General features: G+C 61.5%; 16 protein-coding genes. 13 read left to right on the forward strand and 3 right to left on the reverse strand.

Annotated elements, in window-relative coordinates:
- The first annotated feature begins 47 nt into the window (after positions 1-47).
- Positions 48-953, forward strand: a complete 906-nt coding sequence (locus HGA39_07650; GenBank protein ID NTW29216.1) for a D-alanine--D-alanine ligase — start codon at positions 48-50, stop codon at positions 951-953.
- Positions 954-1,077: 124 nt separating this feature from the next.
- A complete protein-coding gene (locus HGA39_07655) occupies positions 1,078-3,081 on the forward strand; it encodes a PAS domain-containing protein (protein ID NTW29217.1) in 2,004 nt (667 codons plus the stop codon).
- Positions 3,082-3,103: 22 nt separating this feature from the next.
- Here HGA39_07655 and HGA39_07660 read toward each other — a convergent pair whose 3' ends face one another.
- Together HGA39_07660 and HGA39_07665 are read right to left on the reverse strand one after the other, a co-directional pair.
- Positions 3,104-3,832 carry a HAMP domain-containing histidine kinase gene (locus tag HGA39_07660; GenBank protein NTW29218.1) on the reverse strand — a complete coding sequence of 243 codons (729 nt, stop codon included), beginning with the start codon at positions 3,830-3,832 and terminating at the stop codon, positions 3,104-3,106.
- Positions 3,829-6,591, reverse strand: coding sequence for a cation-translocating P-type ATPase (locus HGA39_07665; protein NTW29219.1), 2,763 nt, complete (start codon positions 6,589-6,591; stop codon positions 3,829-3,831). The genes HGA39_07660 and HGA39_07665 overlap by 4 nt, the downstream gene beginning before the upstream one ends.
- A 222-nt stretch (positions 6,592-6,813) precedes the next feature.
- Between HGA39_07665 and HGA39_07670 the strand changes: the two genes are divergently transcribed.
- The 8 genes from HGA39_07670 (at position 6,814) to HGA39_07705 (ending at position 15,630) form a co-directional block, all read left to right on the forward strand.
- Positions 6,814-10,188 (forward strand): N-6 DNA methylase, encoded by a 3,375-nt coding sequence (locus tag HGA39_07670; GenBank protein ID NTW29220.1) that lies wholly within the window; start codon positions 6,814-6,816, stop codon positions 10,186-10,188.
- Positions 10,189-10,317: 129 nt separating this feature from the next.
- Positions 10,318-11,751 carry a hypothetical protein gene (locus HGA39_07675; protein ID NTW29221.1) on the forward strand — a complete coding sequence of 478 codons (1,434 nt, stop codon included), beginning with the start codon at positions 10,318-10,320 and terminating at the stop codon, positions 11,749-11,751.
- Positions 11,751-12,620, forward strand: coding sequence for a DNA adenine methylase (locus HGA39_07680; protein NTW29222.1), 870 nt, complete (start codon positions 11,751-11,753; stop codon positions 12,618-12,620). Before HGA39_07675 ends, HGA39_07680 begins: the two co-directional genes overlap by 1 nt.
- A 161-nt stretch (positions 12,621-12,781) precedes the next feature.
- Complete coding sequence (locus HGA39_07685) at positions 12,782-13,024, forward strand: AbrB/MazE/SpoVT family DNA-binding domain-containing protein (protein NTW29223.1); 243 nt, start codon at positions 12,782-12,784, stop codon at positions 13,022-13,024.
- 1 nt (position 13,025) lies between these two features.
- A complete protein-coding gene (mazF, locus tag HGA39_07690; protein ID NTW29224.1) occupies positions 13,026-13,361 on the forward strand; it encodes an endoribonuclease MazF in 336 nt (111 codons plus the stop codon).
- A gap of 411 nt (positions 13,362-13,772) precedes the next feature.
- Positions 13,773-14,903 (forward strand): GNAT family N-acetyltransferase, encoded by a 1,131-nt coding sequence (locus HGA39_07695; protein NTW29225.1) that lies wholly within the window; start codon positions 13,773-13,775, stop codon positions 14,901-14,903.
- Positions 14,870-15,337: an ASCH domain-containing protein gene (locus tag HGA39_07700; protein ID NTW29226.1), complete on the forward strand. Its 468-nt coding sequence runs from the start codon at positions 14,870-14,872 to the stop codon at positions 15,335-15,337. Before HGA39_07695 ends, HGA39_07700 begins: the two co-directional genes overlap by 34 nt.
- 11 nt (positions 15,338-15,348) lie before the next feature.
- On the forward strand, positions 15,349-15,630 hold the full coding sequence (locus tag HGA39_07705; protein NTW29227.1) for a virulence RhuM family protein: 282 nt from the start codon (positions 15,349-15,351) through the stop codon (positions 15,628-15,630).
- 68 nt (positions 15,631-15,698) lie between these two features.
- Here HGA39_07705 and HGA39_07710 read toward each other — a convergent pair whose 3' ends face one another.
- Complete coding sequence (locus tag HGA39_07710) at positions 15,699-16,235, reverse strand: hypothetical protein (protein NTW29228.1); 537 nt, start codon at positions 16,233-16,235, stop codon at positions 15,699-15,701.
- 190 nt (positions 16,236-16,425) lie between these two features.
- On the opposite strand from HGA39_07710, the gene HGA39_07715 reads away from it, so the two are divergent.
- From HGA39_07715 to HGA39_07725, 3 genes are read left to right on the forward strand one after another with little or no spacing between them, the layout of a single operon-like run.
- A complete protein-coding gene (locus HGA39_07715) occupies positions 16,426-16,944 on the forward strand; it encodes a hypothetical protein (GenBank protein NTW29229.1) in 519 nt (172 codons plus the stop codon).
- Positions 16,945-16,995: 51 nt separating this feature from the next.
- Positions 16,996-17,424, forward strand: coding sequence for a putative toxin-antitoxin system toxin component, PIN family (locus tag HGA39_07720; protein ID NTW29230.1), 429 nt, complete (start codon positions 16,996-16,998; stop codon positions 17,422-17,424).
- Positions 17,421-17,687, forward strand: a complete 267-nt coding sequence (locus tag HGA39_07725) for a toxin-antitoxin system HicB family antitoxin (protein NTW29231.1) — start codon at positions 17,421-17,423, stop codon at positions 17,685-17,687. Before HGA39_07720 ends, HGA39_07725 begins: the two co-directional genes overlap by 4 nt.
- Positions 17,688-17,746 lie beyond the last annotated feature (59 nt).

Below are 17,746 nucleotides of genomic sequence, written 5' to 3' on the forward strand. Positions count from 1 at the left end.
GAACCGCCGTGCCGATTCATCCTGAAGACATCCGCGTGGCCGTGCTTATGGGTGGCCGTTCGGCCGAGCGCGCCGTATCGCTTTCCAGCGGTGCGCAAGTCTCGGCGGCGCTGACCAGCGCGGGCTTCGACGTGGTCGAGATCGACACCGGCGATGACGAGTTCGTGGTAGCACTCGCGGGCGCGGGAGCCGATGTCGCGTTCATCTGCCTGCATGGGCGTCTGGGTGAAGACGGGACCGTGCAAGGGCTGTGCGAACTGCTCGAGCTGCCGTATGTGGGTTCGGGAGTACTTGCGAGCGCGCTGGCGATCGACAAGGTGAAGAGCAAGCTGTTCTTCGAGGTTGCCGGGCTGGCATCGCCGGAGTATGCGGTTCTGGAGCGCGGCGAGCTGTTCGAGGTGGACGCGCTCGTGGCGGCGCTCGGCGCCAAGACGGTCGTCAAGCCGGCGAACGAGGGCTCCTCGGTGGGCATGACCATCGTGCACCAGGCCGGCGAACTTGCCGAGGCGATCGAGACGGCGTTTCGCTACGACCGGTTTGTGCTTGTCGAGCGATTCATCGCGGGGGCCGAGGTCACCGTGGCGGTTATCGGCAACGAGGATCTCGTCGCCCTGCCTACGCTTGAGATCGTTCCTACGAACGAGTTTTACGACTACGACTCGAAGTACGTCCCCGGCATGAGTAGGCACATCATCCCTGCACGCGTGAGTGAGGATGCGCGCCAAGAATGTCAGCGGCTCGCAATCGAAGCGCACAAGGTACTTGGATGCCGCGGCATTTCGCGCGCCGACACCATCGTTGAGGAAGACGGCTCCGTGTGGCTGTTGGAGGTCAACACGATTCCGGGGATGACTGCGACCTCGCTTGTGCCTGACGCCGCGCGCGCGGCGGGGATCGAGTTCCCCGAGCTGTGCCGGATGCTGGTCGAGTTCGCGCTCGAGCCGACGCGTTAGTTCCAGAAACGATACCCGCGTCCAGCGGAGCCACGATCAGCTAGACATTCTCCTTCAGCCTCTTCCGTCTTGTGCCGATAATCCTAACGAATACCGCGCAAGATGACTTGGCTGGAGATCGCCGGTGACATACACGGCTTCCGTGAGTAGCAAAGTAGCCCAGCACGTCATCGATACTATTAGCGGTCCCGTGTGCGCGGTTGATCCCGATTATCGGTACATCGCTTTCAACACGGTGTTTTCGGAAGCCATGCTGGATCGGTACGGGACTCATGTCTGCCTCGGAGGAGATGCGCTTCAAGGCATCACCGATGAATCGGATCAGGCAAGAGCTGGGGAGGACTTCAACCGGGTTCTTGCTGGGGAGGCGTTCTTCGGCCCCGCTTGGTGGGAGGACTCCTCCTTCACTCAGGGAGCCGGCCTGAGATTCACGCCGATGCGCGGCAAGGACGTTGTCTCCGGTGTCCTGGTCACTGCGATCAACGCCGCCGACAGCGCCGAGGTCGCCGCCATCAAGGAAGCCTTATCCTCCATCATCGATTCCGCCGATGATGCCGTCATCACCGAGACACTCGAAGGTATCGTCATTGGCGTGAACGCGTCAGCCGAGCGGATGTTTGGCTACGCTGCCAAAGAGGCCATCGGTAGGCCTGCACCCGAGATCATGTTTCCTGGATGCGTCGACGATGTCGCCGCGCTTCTCGCTCGCGTAGCGGGAGGCGAAAGCGACGAGCATCTGGAGACAGTCTGTGTGCACAAAGGCGGCGGCCTCATCGAAGTCCTCCTGACGGCCTCACCGATCTATAGCGAGGCGGGCGAGGTTGTCGCTGCTTCGATTGTGGCGCGCGATATCACAGCACGCCGAAGCGTCATGCGAGATCTGGAAGCCGTGCATGAGGATGCGGTGCGGCAAGAGGATGAGCTGAGAAGTGCCAACGCGATCCTCCAAAATGAGGTCTCTCGGCGTGCGCTGTCCGAGGAGAGACTCGAAAAGGCGCTTCGCGCGCTAAGGACTCTCAGCGCAAGCAACAGGAACCTGATCCACGCCGACAATGAACAGGCGTTGCTGCAATCTGTGTGCGATATCGCCGCGGAAGACGGCGGCTACCGAATGGCCTGGGTGGGCTACGTGGAGCACGACTTGGAAAGGACAGTCAGGCCGGTTGCGTTCAGCGGAGTCGAGAAAGGCTACCTAGATAGCACGCGTATCACGTGGGGGGACGGCCCAAACGGCCAAGGGCCGACCGGAAGATCGATTCGGGAGAAGCGCTCCGTGCTTGCATCTGACCTCAGCACAGAGCCCGGTTTCGGCCCATGGAAGGCCTCGGCCGCTGCGCGTGGCTTCCGCTCGTCGATCAGCCTGCCGCTTTTTGACCGTCAGGGCTCAGTCTTCGGCGCACTCGGAATCTACAGTCAGGACGTTGACTCATTTGACTCCGAGGAGACTCTTCTTCTCGAGGAACTTTCGTCAGACCTCGCATTTGGTATCGAGGCGATCAGGACGCGTGCCCAACGCACGGAAGCTGAGCGCAAGGTCGCGGAAAGCCATGCGGCACTCAAACACCTCCTGCGCGGGATGGTCGAGATGATGGGCAAGATCGTCGAGACTCGCGACCCCTACACGGAAGGGCACGAGCGTAGAGTTGCGGTGGTAGCGAGGAGTATTGCCGAAGACATGCGGCTGCCAGAGAAAGATGTGCAGGCGATTGAGATTGCAGCGCTCATCCACGATATCGGCAAACTGCGCGTGCCCGCTGAGATCCTGATGAAGCCGGGCTTGCTCACGCCACTCGAACGAGGCTTCATCGAGGAACACGCTCGTGCCGGATTTGAGATCCTGAAAGGGGTCGCTTTCCCCAAAGACGTGGCTCAATTCGTTCTTCAGCATCACGAACGCATGGACGGATCCGGCTACCCGGATCACTTGAGCGGAGAGTCGATCCTGCTGGGCGCCCGAGTGATCGCGGTGGCCGATGTGGCGGAAGCGATGTCTTCGCATCGGCCGTATCGACCTGCACTGGGCGTCGAAGAGGCGATGGTTGAGATTGCCACTCACCCGGAACTCTACGACAAGAAAGTCGTGGAAAGCTGTCTTTCGCTGTATGAGGCCGGGCATCTCGGCCTGTGACGGTGTGCGCGACGGTGGCGGTCTAGTCCGCCACAGGTAGTTCCACGTGCACGATCGTGCCGCCGCCTTCTCGGCTTTGGATCCGCACGTCTCCCGCATGTGCCTCTACGACGTCGCGGACTACCGCAAGGCCGAGTCCGGTTCCCGGAAGCGACTCATCGCGCTTCAGCCGCTCGAACGGCTCGAAGATGCGTTCGCGCTCATCGGCAGGGATGCCCGCGCCGCGATCGGCGACCTCGATGACTGCGACGGGCGTGCCATCGCTCGCGATGCCGGGAGCTACGAGGATCTCGACGACCGAATCGGCAGGAGAGTACTTCAGCGCGTTGCCGACGAGGTTACCGAACACGCGCGCCAGTGCATGAGCGTCGCCGGGAACGGAGAGGCTCTCGGCGTTCTGGGCACAGACAGTGACTTTGCGGCCAGCAGCCGAACCCTGGTCGGCGGCGATCTGCTCGGCGAGCTCGGGGATGAGGACTCGCTCGTCGGGAGCTTCCTGGCGGCTGCGAGGGGGACGGCCGGCCATGGCGTCGGAGCACATGCCGTTCGCACGCTCGATCGCACGCTCGATGCCGCGCAGGGCTGCTCGGCGCTCGACCTTGCCGAGCGGGTGGCCGAGAAGCCCGGTGTAGCCCGAGATGACCGTGAGCGTTCCGCGCAGCTCGTGCACGAAGAGTGAGAGCTCGGCGCGTGAAAGGGCGCATTCGCTCTCGGGCGCAGCGGGTGCATGGCTCTCGTGCTTCTGGCTCATCGTGCCGTCCTCCTTCGGCGGTTTGGCGCGCGGCGGGCCGTGGCAAGCTTAGCCACATCGATCACCGCAACCGCCAGTATGGCAGCGCCGGCCACTCCCGCCCACTGTGCGAGCGAAAGCGGCGCCGTATGGAAGAGACGCTGGAACGGCGGCGGGTAGATCACGAGTGCCTGCAGGGCCATGGAGCCGAGCAGGCTCAACGACAGCCAGCGGTTCTCGAGGGAGCGCGGATGCCACACGGTCGTGCGCTCACTGCGGAAGCCGAATGCATGCAGCAGCTGCATGAGCACGAGTGCGGTGAAGAGCACCGTGCGATTGGCGTCGGGTGAGGCGCCTGACATGAACGGCGCGACGCCGTAGTAGAGGGTGAGCGCCGAAGCGGCCATGACAAGCCCCTGCCACGCGATGGTGAGCTGGTTTTTGCGGGACAGGATCGACTCGCCCGGGTCGCGTGGCGCGCGGCCCATGACGTCGGGGTCTTTGGGGTCTACGCCGAGGGCGAGGGCGGGCAGTCCGTCGGTCACGAGGTTGATCCAGAGGATCTGGAGCGGCAGAAGGGCCGCCGCGGGCGAGAACAGAGCCGTGAGGAAGACGACCAGCACTTCGCTGACGTTGCACGAGAGCAGGAAGAGGATCACCTTGCGCAGGTTGTCGAAGACCGCGCGGCCCTGTTCGATCGCGTGGACGATGGTGGCGAAGTTGTCATCGGCAAGGACCATGTCGGCGGCTTCGCGTGCGACATCGGTGCCGACAAGGCCCATCGCCACGCCGATGTCGGCGCGCTTGAGGGCGGGGGCGTCGTTCACGCCATCGCCCGTCATCGCGACGATATGGCCGTGGCGCTTGAGTGCGTCGACGATGCGCAGCTTGTGCGCCGGGTTCACGCGCGCATAGACGCGGATGCTTTCCACGGCTGCGTAGAGGTCGTCATCGCTCATCGCCTCGAGTTCCGGCCCGGAGACGACGCGGTCGGTGTCGAGCAGGCCGATCTCGGAAGCGATCGCGCGAGCGGTGAGCGCGTGGTCGCCGGTCACCATCGCGACTTGGATGCCGGCGCTGTGGCACTCGGCGATGGCGGCGGGCACCTCAGCGCGCGGCGGATCCGTCAGGCCGAGGATGCCGACGTAGGTGAGGTCGCGTTCGAGGGCCTCGGCGGTGACTTCGATGGGCTCGGCGCTGTCGGGCAGGGCGCGCATCGCGAACGCCAGCGTGCGGAAGCCGGACGCGGCCAGCTCGGCGTTGAGGGCGCGGATCTCGGCGTGCAGATCCTCAGTGATCGGGACGATCCGGCCGCGCATCAGCGCGTGCGTGCACAGCGCCAGCACGACGTCGGCGCCGCCTTTCATCAGTGCCACGCGGCTGCCGTCGACCTCGTGCACGGTGGTCATGCGCTTGCGCTCCGAGTCGAACGGCACCTCGGCGATGCGCGGCGGCTGCAGATGGTCGGGCGCGAGCTGTTGGGCGGCCACGAGCAGTGCGGTTTCCGTCGGGTCGCCGACAAGCTCGCCGGCTGCGGTGATGTGGGCGTCGTTGTTGGCGGCTGCGATTTCGAGCAGCAGCGCGAGGTCGTCGAGATCGAGATCGAGATCCTCGACGAGGGGTTCGAGACTTGCGTCGGCGGCGACTGCGGCTACGTCCGTGCCCACGACGATGCGGCGTACCGACATCTCGTTGCGCGTGAGCGTACCGGTCTTGTCCGAGCAGATGAACGACGTCGAGCCCAGCGTCTCGACCGCGTGGAGCTTGCGCACGATGGCATGGTGCTCGGCCATGCGGCGCACGCCGAGCGAGAGTGCGACGGTCACGATCGCGGGCAGCCCCTCGGGGATCGCGGCGACCGCGAGCGAGATGGTGACCAGCAGCCCCGCGGTGAGCGCCGAGCGAAACGCCGGGTCGCCGAACGCCGAGGCAAGCCCAGACTCGCTGAGGCTGCGCCACGCGACGATGGCCTCTTCGACGAAGACGACGGCCGCGATGGCCAGCACGATCAGCGCGATGCGCTTGCCGACGGTGTTGAGCGTCTTCTGGAGCGGCGTGGACTCGTCCTCAGTCTGCGCGAGGAGGTTGGCGATGGCCCCCATCTCGGTCGAGTTGCCGGTGCTGGTCACGACGAGGCGCCCGCGCCCAACCGTGACGGCGGTGCCGGCGAACACCGTGCCGAGCCGGTCGCCGAGCGCCGCATCCGGCGCCGAGAGGTACTCGGCGTCCTTGCTGGACGGCTGGCTTTCACCGGTGAGGGCGGACTCGCCGATGCGCAGCGCGACCGCCTCGAGCAGTCGGCCGTCGGCGGGAACCTTGTCGCCGGCTTCGAGCAGCACGATGTCGCCGGGGACGAGCTCCTCGGCGGGGAGCTGACGTTCGACGCCGTCGCGGATGACGGTCGCGGCAGGCGCCGAGAGCTCCTGGAGGGCTTCGAGCGCGTGTTGCGCACGGTATTCCTGGACGAAGCCGAGAACCCCGTTGAGCAGCAGGATCGCAAGGATGGCGATCGACTCGGCGACCTGGCCCTCGAAGGCGGCGATGACCACCGCGACGACGAGGACGTAGATCATGAAGTCTTGGTACTGGCTCAGGAAGAGACGCCATGCGGGTGTGCGGGCCTTGCCGGAGAGGCGGTTGGGGCCGACGGTGGAGAGCCGCTGCTGCGCCTCGGCGTTGGTGAGGCCGGCCACAGGATCCGTGCCGAGCGTGCCGGCGGCCTCGGATGCAGGCAGCGTGTGCCAGGCGGGCGACGTGGTATCGGTGGCGGCTGGTGACATTAGTATGATCGCTTTCCCCTCGACTACGGAGATGCTAGCACTGCGCGGGGGAAATGCGCGTGAGAAAGTACCGCAGACTCCAGCAGGCGCTCGGGGCGGGGTAGCCCCGCTGTCACGCCCTCCTGCTATTCTGATCCCTACAGCACTTCGCGACCGCATAGGGGAGGACGCGTGCCAGATCCAGTCGAGGCCTACTTCGCCGAGCTGCGCGACATTCGCGCGATGGGCGGCGCCGTCGCCGAGATCAGCTACTACCCGGCGATCCGCCAGTTGCTCGACGAGGTGGGCAGGCACCTCAAGCCGAAAGTCCGCGCCATCATGCAGTTGCGCAACGCCGGCGCAGGCAATCCCGACGGCGGGCTGTTCACCCAGAACCAGTGGAAACTCGTCGAGGGCTCACCCGACCCGCTCTCCGGCCAGATTCCTGCGCGCGGCGCGATCGAGGTCAAAGGCACCGCCGAGGAGATCTCCAACATCGCCGCTTCCGAGCAGGTCGCGCGCTACGTCGAACGCTACGGCATCGTGCTGGTCACGAACCTGCGCGACTTCGTCCTCGTGGGCAAGGACGCCGGCGGTGTCGTGTGCGAACTCGAGTCCTGCCGACTCTCGGCGAATGAGGCCTCCTTCTGGGGACGCGCGCAGCAACCGCGCACGTTCGCCGAGCAAGCCGGCGAAGGCCTCACGGAGTTCCTCCGCCGAGTTCTTCTCCACAGCGCGCCGCTGTCCGACCCCAAGGACCTCGCGTGGTTCCTCGCGAGCTACGCGCGTACGGCGCGTCTGCGCCTTGAACACCGTCACGAGCTGCCCGCGCTCGATCAGCTGCGAAGCCAGCTTGAGGAGTCGCTGGGCCTGAAGTTCGAGGGCGAGAAGGGCGATCACTTCTTCCGCTCGACACTCGTGCAGACTCTCTTCTACGGGATGTTCGCCGCTTGGGTCCTGTGGGCGCGAGATCGCGATCACTCCAAGAAGATCGACTGGAGTGATCGCTTCCAGTGGGAGACGGCCACAGCCACGCTGCACGTGCCGATGGTCTACGAACTCTTCCGCCAGTTCGCCGACATTCGCCAGCTTGGTGCCTTGGGCATCGCCGAGGTTCTCGAGTGGGCCGAGGAGATCCTCTGGCGTGTCGACCGCGCCGCCTTCTTCGCCCGCTTCAAAGAAGACCATGCCGTCCAGTATTTCTACGAGCCGTTCCTCGAAGCATTCGACCCCCAGCTGCGCAAGGAGATGGGCGTGTGGTACACGCCCGACGAAGTGGTCAAGTACATGGTCGCCCGTGTGGATTGGGCGCTTCGCGAAGAACTCGGCATCGCCGACGGCTTGGCCGATGAGAGCGTCGTGGTGCTCGACCCCTGCTGCGGAACTGGTGCCTTTCTGGTCGAGGTTCTGCGCAAGATCGACGAGACGCTCACAGCCAAAGGGGCCGACGCGCTCACTCGCCAAGACGTGAAACGCGCCGCCATGCACCGTGTCATCGGCTTCGAGATCATGCCCGCGCCCTACGTGATCGCGCACCTGCAAATGGGGATTCTCCTCGCTGAGCTGGGCGTACCGCTTCGCGACGCCGATCAGCGCGCGGCGATCTACCTGACGAATGCGCTTACGGGTTGGGGCGACGGTCAGGCAGCTCCGCCGAAGGACAAGCGCGTGGGCGAGGGGCAGATGCACAGCACGCTGCTCTTCCCCGAGTTCGCCGAGGAACGCGATGCAGCAAACAGGATCAAGCGGGAAGAGCAGATCTTGGTGGTGATCGGGAACCCGCCGTACAACATCTACGCTGGAATGGCGGTTGATGAAGAGCGCGAACTTTCGGATTCGTACCGAACGACTAAGCGGGTGGCGAAGCCGCAAGGTCGAGGGCTCAACGATCTGTTCGTCAGGTTCTTTCGGTTGGCCGAGAGACAGATTGCCGAGAGAAATGCGCGGGGTTTGGTGTGTTTGATCTCGAACAATGCATGGCTCGATGCGCTTTCCTACACGGGGATGCGAGAACGGTATCTCGAGCAGTTCGACTCCATCTGGATTGACAACCTGAACGGGGACAAGTACAAAACCGGTAAGGTCACCCCAGACGGCGCTCCCGATCCGAGTATTTTCTCCACGCCGAAGAATCGTGAAGGCATTCAGGTTGGAACTGCGATTGCGTTGCTGGCTAGGAAAGGGGTATTGCATGACGGTCAACCTTTGGTGCAATACCGCGACCTTTGGGGCAGCGACAAACTTCACAAGCTTGATGACGCAGTTGGGACGACCGGACCAGAGTACCTGACGCTCGAACCCTCCGTCGATCTTGGGCTGACGCTCCTACCCCAATTCGCGAATGCGGAGTACTTCACGTGGCCGCGGCTACCCGAGCTGATGCCGACTTTCTATTCCGGTGTCATCACGGCGCGTGACGAGGCACTTGTCGACATTGACCGCGCCAGGCTCGAGTCACGGATGCGCCTGTACTTCTCCGACGTGTCCGAAGCGGAGGTAGCCAGAGTCGCTCCCAGCCTCTTGGTGAAGAACGAGACCTACGACCCACCCGTCGTCAGACGAGTCCTACAACAACGCGGCTTCCGTTCGGACTGCGTCCTCCCATATGCCTACCGGCCCTTCGATATCCGATGGCTGTACTGGGAGGACGAGACCGCCTTGGTCATCCGGCCACGTCGCGAGTACAAAGCTGAGTTTGATGCGTCGAAGCTGTGGCTGGTGGCTGCGCAGCGATATCGGAAGTGTTACAGCCCTCCAATGGTCGGCTACAACGCATTCGCGTTTCACGTGATCGAGTCGGGTGCGAACGTGTTCCCAACCTCAGTCGCCGGCCAAGGGACCTTGATCGAGTCGGTGCAGCCGCTAGAGAACGTAAGCGGTCACACGGCAGTTTGGCTTACCGCGATCAGGCGAGAAGCCCAGGCCGAGTTGGTGATGCACTACGTCCTCGGTATTACCCATTCATCACAGTATGCTCGTGAGAACGCTCACGCGTTGGTGCAGGATTGGTCGAGAATACCGTTGGTCGCTGGTGCCGACGTTTTCGATCGAGTCGTCGCCACGGGCGCCGTTGTTGATAGGCTGCTCGACGTATCTGCACCGTTCAGTTCTCAACTTCGCTTTGGCACTCTGACAGGAACAAATGTGGTGCTTGATCCCTCGACGGATCTTGCCATAACGGCTCGCTGGGGGCACGCCGGTCAGGGCGGTATCACTATGCCCTCCACCGGCAAGCTCATCGAGCGCGACTACTGCACCGACGAGCGCGCTGTCATCGACGAGGCAGCTGAGTCACTCGGCATGTCAGGGGAACAGACGATCGCCCTTCTCGGCGAAACGTGCTTTGACGTATACCTCAATGACGTCGCGTATTGGCGTTGTGTGCCAGCCAGCGTGTGGCGCTACACGATCGGCGGCTACCAGGTCATCAAGAAGTGGCTGAGCTACCGCGAGCGCGCGCTGCTCGGGCGCGACCTCAAGCCCGAGGAGGCGCGCTACGTAACCGAGATGGTGCGCCGTATCGCCGCACTCGTGCTCATGCGGCCTGAGCTGGATGCGAACTATGAACGTGTGAAGTCCGATGTGTGGGAGTGGGGAAGGGGCAAGTCTGATTCTTGACATCCGCAGACTGTAGAATCATCTGTTGGCCAGAACAAGCAATGCTCTTAGGGTAGAGGCCCGTCCTGCCGGATGGTATTCTTGCGCACAGGGGATTCCGTATCCATGATCAGGAACTTAGGGGGGACAGTGGACACCAGCGATTGGGAGCGGCGCACATTTGACGTCCGTTCTGGCGTGAGGCTGGATCCCCGTAATGTTCGACTTGAGGAAACCACTGCCAAGGTTGAAGCGGACATCATGGAGGATCTTTTCGCGAACGAAGAGGCCCTCCGCCTTGTCGAGGGGATCTGCACTGTCGGATACCTGACGCACGAGGTTCCGGTAGTCGTCAAGCGTGACGGGGAGATCGTCGTCGTCGAAGGGAATCGTCGTGTCGCGGCACTGAAGGCGATCCAGAATCCCATGCTCGTGCCCGACTACAGTAATCGCATTGGTTCAATCTTGAAGCGGAATCCGGGTCACCCGAAGATCGCCAGCATAGAGGCGCTCGTTGCGCCGTCGCAGGATGCAGCGGATCAGCTGATCGCTGCTCTTCATACGGGCAATCTCAGACGGCCATGGACGCCGTCGCGTCAGGCCGCGTTCTTCCAAGCTCAGATCGACGGCGGGCGAACGTACGAGGAGCTTGTCGAGCGTTACCCCATGAGCGATGTCAGGAAGTTCGTATTCCGCGCGCAGCTGGTCAATCGTCTCAAGTCCGCGCACTTCGAGGATCCGGCACTTCAGGATTTTGTGGCATCCCCGCGGTTCAAAAAAGGCCTGTCCACTCTCTCCCGGATACACGATTCTAAGGAATTCAGAGAGCTGATGGGTCTGCAGATCCGGGACGACGGCAGCTTCACCACCTCGGTGGCTGAGGACCAGTTCGATGCAATCGCCGCCGTGGTAATCAGCGGTATTAAAGAAGGTAGTCTGAACACGCGAACATTGAACAAGGTGAAGGACAACCCTCGCTTCTCGCAGCTGATGCGGGATCTTCACGCGGCCATCGGCTCCAGTGGTGCCGAGGAAGGCAAGTCTCCGGGATCCTCCGGGATTCCAGGGGGCGAGGGACCGTCGAACGTCAATGCCCCGCCGCCCTCCAAACCGCCCACAACCGCCAAGCCTCCGCGGAAGGCTCTAGTCCACTGGTTGGATGTTGTTCGGGTCAAGGTGCCGCCTTCGTACGGCGAGGGTTTCAAGCAGTGCCTTGAGGAGCTTTCAACTACGGATGTCCAGCAACGACCGGCAACCGCTTTCCTTCTCATGCGTGCCGCACTCGAGAAGGGGATCAAGTCGTATGCGGAGGCGCAGTCGGTTGACATTCGGCCTTCGCACAATCAGCAGGGCTACGTGTACCTCAGCCATTGCCTCGAGTGGCTGTCGGACACAGCTAAGGCGAACGGAGACCGCTGGGTCGTGCAGGTGGTGTCCAATATGGACAAGCTGGTCTACTATGCGGTCTCGAAGGATAAGCTGAACGCTGTGAATCACAACCACAAGCTCTATGTGACGCCTGACGAGGCTGTGGAGATGTGGCGGTCGGTGGTCTCTCTGCTTGAGTATGTGGTCCAACAGTGATGCTCACCACGCACAAACGGCTCAACGTGTCCCCCATGCGCTACCCGGGCGGCAAAGGTGCTCTCTACTCGCGCTTGAGGCAGCTGATCCGTGACAGCGATCTTGCAGGATGTACATACGTCGAACCGTACGCGGGCGGAGCCGGCGCTGGTCTCAGCCTTTTGGTCACCGGTCAGGTCAAGCACGTCGTGATCAACGACCTCGATCCCGCTATTCACGCGTTTTGGAAGTACCTGACCACATCGCCGGACGCACTTGCTTCTCGAATCATGACGACCCCACTGACCGTCAAGGAGTGGCGTGAGCAGAAGCATATCTACGGCAGCGCCCGCTCAGATGAAGTTGAAGCACTGGGCTTCGCGACGTTCTACTTGAATCGTACGAACCGCTCGGGTGTCCTCAACGGGGGGCCAATCGGAGGCCACGATCAAACCGGCAACTACAAGATCGACGCTCGGTTCAACAGAGAGCAGCTGGTGGAGCGTGTGAATCGGCTTGCCCTGTATGCCAATGACATCACTGTGACTTCAAGCGACGGTGTCGACGTCATCAAGGAGTACTCGTCCGTGTCGGATGCTTTCATCTACGCTGATCCGCCGTACTTCGAGAAGGCCGGCTCGTTGTACATGAACGCGTTCACGATTCACGACCATGAGCGACTTGCCGCTGTGCTAAACGAGCGTGCGCAGTCGGCTTGGCTACTCACGTACGACAACTCGCCGCATGTCGTTCGCCTGTACCCAGACCGTCGGCGCGAGACCTTCGAGCTGTGCTACTCGGCCAACGGCGCTTCGCGAGCGCGCGAGGTCGCGGTGCTATCGGATGCTATGGCGGACATCCCTGACGGGTGGGCGCTTTCTCTCCAGTAGGCGCGTGTCGGTCTGCCTGCAAGTTTGAAGTGCAACATCTGCATTTCTGACGCCCACATCTACCGGGCTTGAACACCACGCTATCTGCTCTCGATGCTGGCATAAGCGCTGCCGCTCTCTGATGGTATACTCATTGTAGATACCGACGTAAGGAGGTTGCCGTGAAGACCAAAGTCCAGCGGTGGGGCAACAGCCTCGCCGTCAGAATTCCGAAGACGTTCGCCGAGGAAGTCGGCCTCAAGGAGGACTCTTCGGTTGAGATGCGACTCGTCAAAGGCGGTCTTCTTGTGGAGCCTTCGTCCATATGGTCACCCAGTCTCGATGAACTGCTCGATGGCGTGACAGAAGACAACCTGCATGACGAGGTCGATACCGGTCCGGCGCAGGCTTCGGAGGCTTGGTAGCATGCACTGGGTCCCGGAGCGCGGCGATATTGTTTGGATCACGATGCGCCCGAGTGTCGGGCACGAACAGATTGACCGCAGACCGGCGTTGGTCCTCTCGCCCGGCTCCTACAACCGCAAGGTCGGGCTCGCCATCATGTGTCCGATCACAAGCCAGGTGAAGGGTTATCCGTTCGAGGTGTCTATTACTGACGGATTGTCCGTGAGCGGCGCCGTTCTGTCGGACCAGGTCAAGAGCCTCGACTGGAGGGCGCGAGGCGCGGAGTTGGCTTGCAAGATGCCGCAAGAGGACGTAGAAGCGGTGCTCCGACGACTGGGCACGCTGGTCGGCACATGAATTAGAATCGAGATAGATCTGAGTAGGGCACTTGATCCATCTTCGGGGGTATCTCTATAGGAGGGCATCCTGCGCCTACTGATTGACACCAATGTACTGATTGCCTTGGAGCCCGTTGCACTCGGAGATCGTGAGCGTGGGTTGCCCAATGCTGCCGAACTCAGCCGACTTGCCTCCGGCCAAGGACATCAACTCTGTGTTCATCCCATTACTGCTGAGGATTTCGGGCGTGACAAAGATGGGGTTCGGGCTGAGCTCCGTGAACAGCTGATCGGCAAGTACGTGTCACTCGTCTCTCCGCCTACGATCACAGCGCATCTCGAGAATGTGGTCGGACGCGTCGAGATCGGCTCTCACGACTGGGTTGATCACGCGCTGCTCGCGGCAGTCGGCGGAGATGCCGTCGACTATTTGGTCACGGAAGACAAAGGCATACATGCCAAGGCGCGCCGCTTAGAACTCGACAACCGCGTGTTGACAGTTAACGAGGCGGTCTCGGTGCTCCGGGACCTCTATGATACGACTCCCGAGACTCCACCATTGGTGCGGGCGGTCACCTGCCATGAACTCGACTCGAACGATCCGATCTGGGAATCGTTTCGCGAAGAGTATGAAAGATTCGATGAATGGCTCTCAAACTGCAAGCGCAAGGGACGTCGGGCGTGGGTGGTCGAAGTCGGCACTCGATATGCAGGGGTTGCGATTGTCAAAGCCGACCAAGATCCTGCGGAATACGGATTGGCCGGGAAGACCATCAAGCTTTGCAGCCTCAAGGTCTGCGATGATTTCAACGGTAATCGTTATGGCGAGTTGCTCCTTCGGGCGGTGTTCGATTATGCATTTGGGAATTCGTTTGAGAACATCATTGTGACGGTCTTTCCCAATCACTGGCTGCTGATTGGCCTTCTCGAAGAGTTCGGTTTCAACCAACATTCCATCAACTCGGCAGGTGAGCAAGTGCGGCTCAAAAGGCTCACGCCAAGCCCGGCGGAGGTTCTTGAGCTCGATGGGCTGGAGTTTCACATCCAGTTCGGCCCACAGGCGGCGAAACTTGTCCCGGGACAGACCTACGTTGTTCCCATTCAGCCGAGGTTTCACCGCCAGTTGTTTCCAGAACTGGAGATGGCTGCCTTGGATGGTTGCCAGCCGTGTGGCAACAGTATGCGAAAGGCTTACTTGTCGCATTCGGGTATCCGCAGCATTGAGCCGGGAGCGGTACTGCTGTTCTATCGTTCCGACGACTGGAGAGCTGTTGATGTCATAGGCGTTGTGGAAAGTACGCTTCGATCGGCCAACCCCGACGACATCGCACGGTTCGTGGGGAAGAGCACGGTATTCGACTATCATTCGATTGAGCAACTCTGTACTCAAGGCGAATTGCTCGCAGTGCTATTTCGACAGGTAGTCGCTCTTAAGCCGTCTGGTCGTCTCATATATCGAGAACTTGTCAACAATGGAGTTCTCCGAGACGTCCCGCAGACCATCCAGGCAATTGCAGGAGGAGAAGCGTGGCTGACAGCAAAGATCCAGCGGTTGTACTGATGTCCATCAAGCCGCATTGGGCCGACGCCATCATGGGCGGGCGCAAGCGCGTTGAATTCCGACGTGTGCGTTTTGGGCGTGAGATCAGCCACGTCGTTGTCTATGCGACGAGTCCAGTGCAGCGGGTTGTGGGATATTTCGAAGTTGAAGACATAACCGAGGCAGAGCCGGCGGCGCTCTGGGAGCGGTTTGCCACGCTAGGGGACATCGGCGAAGCAGCGTTCATGGACTACTACGAAGGCAAAGGCGAGGGAGTTGCAATTCACGTCGGGAGAGTGTCCCCTCTCGTCGAGCCTGTGATGTTGACTGAGATAGTGCCAGGAGCAGTCGCCCCACAGAGCTACCTCTACGCGGATCCCGGCGTCATCTCTCAGTTGAGTAGACGTGCGTCTTGCTGTGGAATCCGCCCATCTGGTCTGATCGCATATACGTAGAATATCTCTCAGTGTCTGTGCCCACAGTGAATGAACATCTGAAGTCGCTCTATGTGGATGAAGAGATCGAGTCGGGAGCAACTCTTCGGGAATTCCGAATAGTTCAAATCGAGGGTTCGCGTTCGGTGACAAGGTCGGTCGACCACTACAATCTCGAGGCCATCTTCGCTGTGGGTATCGGGTGCGTTCGGCTCGCGGTACTGAGTCTTCGGCAGTGGGCGAGTGCGCGACTTTCGGAGTTGCTCACCAAGGGCTTCACGACGGATGACGAGCGCATCAAGGCTGGGCGTTAATCGCGCGGTGAGACATCTGAAGGGAATCAGCGACAAACCCAACGAGAGGTGATCGCCACGCAGAGTCCCTAGTAATTCGTCCCATAGGTTTTGTTGAAACGCGCGAGCTCTACGTCCTGCGCTTCCTTTGCGGTATCGGCAGTGACAGCGAGCTTCTCGGCCGTCTTGATCTTGGCGAGGTCAAGGTCGATCATGCCTTCGCCCATTGCCTTGAAGGCATCAGATCCCGCTGCGAGGGTCTTTAGCCACAGTGCGTGATAAGCCTTCAACTCCTCCGGCGGGACTATCGCCTCGGCGTCCTTGACGAGTTGTGGGTACTCATTCGAAGTCTTTACGAGCGTCGCGATTTGGGCTTCGGATGGTCCCGTGCCATTGTTGAGGAGCTTCGTGAAGTCAATGAAGACTTGCTGTGCCGCGATTTCTTTATCGTCTACGGTATCCCACTGAGCGAAGTACGCGCTGACCTGCTTCTTCCATGCATCGCTCCCAGGGCCGGTCTGCTGAGTGGCTGACCCCGAAGCGCCGGAAGACGTCGCTTTGGTCCCGCAACCGGCAACGCCGACAATCGCAAGAACGAGCAGCAACGCGAACGCGATTCTACGCATTGAAGTACCCCCCTGTGTTGTGATCCCGATTGAGCGACGTCCCGATCGCCAATGTTGTCCATTCTACACAAATGTGGTGAGGAATCGGCATGGCGAAGGCAATAGCCGGCAGTGAAAGCGGTACGCTAATGCCTGCGTTCATGCGTCAACGCTGGGCAGAACAGGGGGGACCGCGATGGGTGCGATGGTCATGTATGACAAGGGGCGGCGAGATCCTCGGCTTATCACGGTGCGTCGCGGCGGCACCCTTACGGACGCTGACCACCGGCTTCTTGCGGTGTGGGCCGCGGCCTGCGCGGAGCACGTACTGCATCTCTTCGAGCAGGTCCATCCTGAGGACGCGCGCCCGCGTCAGGCGATCGAGCAAGCACGCGCGTGGGCGCGTGGTGAGATCACGATGACTCAGGCGCGCACTGCGGCCTTCTCGGCACACGATGCAGCTAGAGAGGCGTCCGCGGCTGCAAAGGAAGCGGCTCGCGCGGCCGGCCACGCGGTGGCGGTGGCCCATATGGCAGACCACGAACTTGGGGCGGCCGCGTACGCCATCAGAGCCGTCCGTGCGGCGACGGATCCAGACGATCGCGAAGAAGCCGGTCGGGCAGAGTGTCGGTGGCAGCGAGCACAGCTTCCTTCCGAGATCCGAGACTTGGTGCTCGATGACGAACGGCTGCGTAACCAGAAGTGCTGGTCTCTCTTCGACGGACGTTAGGCGTAGGCAAGCAGTGTTGACTCGTTGGGTGGTATCGCCTATGATACCGACATGGCCACTCGAATCGTGATCGACACCAATGTGTTCGTCTCGGCTCTGCGATCGTCGCAAGGCGCTTCGCACCGGCTCTTGGCGCTCGTCGGCGGTTCGGAGTTCGAGATTGCTCTGTCCGTTCCGCTTGTGCTCGAATACGAGGACGTCGCCAAACGGATGTCGGACGCGATCGGGCTCTCACACGAGGACATTGATGACGTCATCGATTACCTGTGCGGCGTGGCGCATCTGCAGGAGATCCACCTCCTATGGCGACCTACCCTGCGGGACTCGCGCGACGACCACGTGCTCGAACTGGCCACAGAGGCGGGGTGCGAGGTGGTGGTCACCCACAACGTAAAAGATTTCGCCGGTTCGAAGCGTTTCGGTGTCACGGCGATCACGCCCGGTGAATTCTTGAGAAGGATAGGAGGTCCGTCAAAATGAGTACCATCAGTTTGCGACTCCCGGAGTCGCTCCACAAAAAGGCACGCGAACTCGCCAAGGCGGAGGACGTTTCGATCAACCAGCTCATTTCAACCGCACTGGCTGAGAAGATGGCGGCGCTCATGACTGTTGACTATCTTCAGGAGCGAGCTTCCCGTGGCGATCGCAGCAAGTTCGAGCGCGTTCTGGCCAAGGTGCAAGATGTCGAGCCGGATGTAGACGATGAGATCGTGAAGTCCAACAAAGGCAACTGCTGCATGTGACTGCCTGTCCGCGCGGATGACTGGGGAATCACCGACACAAGCGACATTCAAGAGGGAGG

Source organism: Coriobacteriia bacterium (assembly GCA_013336165.1).
Taxonomy (GTDB): Bacteria; Actinomycetota; Coriobacteriia; order Anaerosomatales; family JAAXUF01; genus JAAXUF01.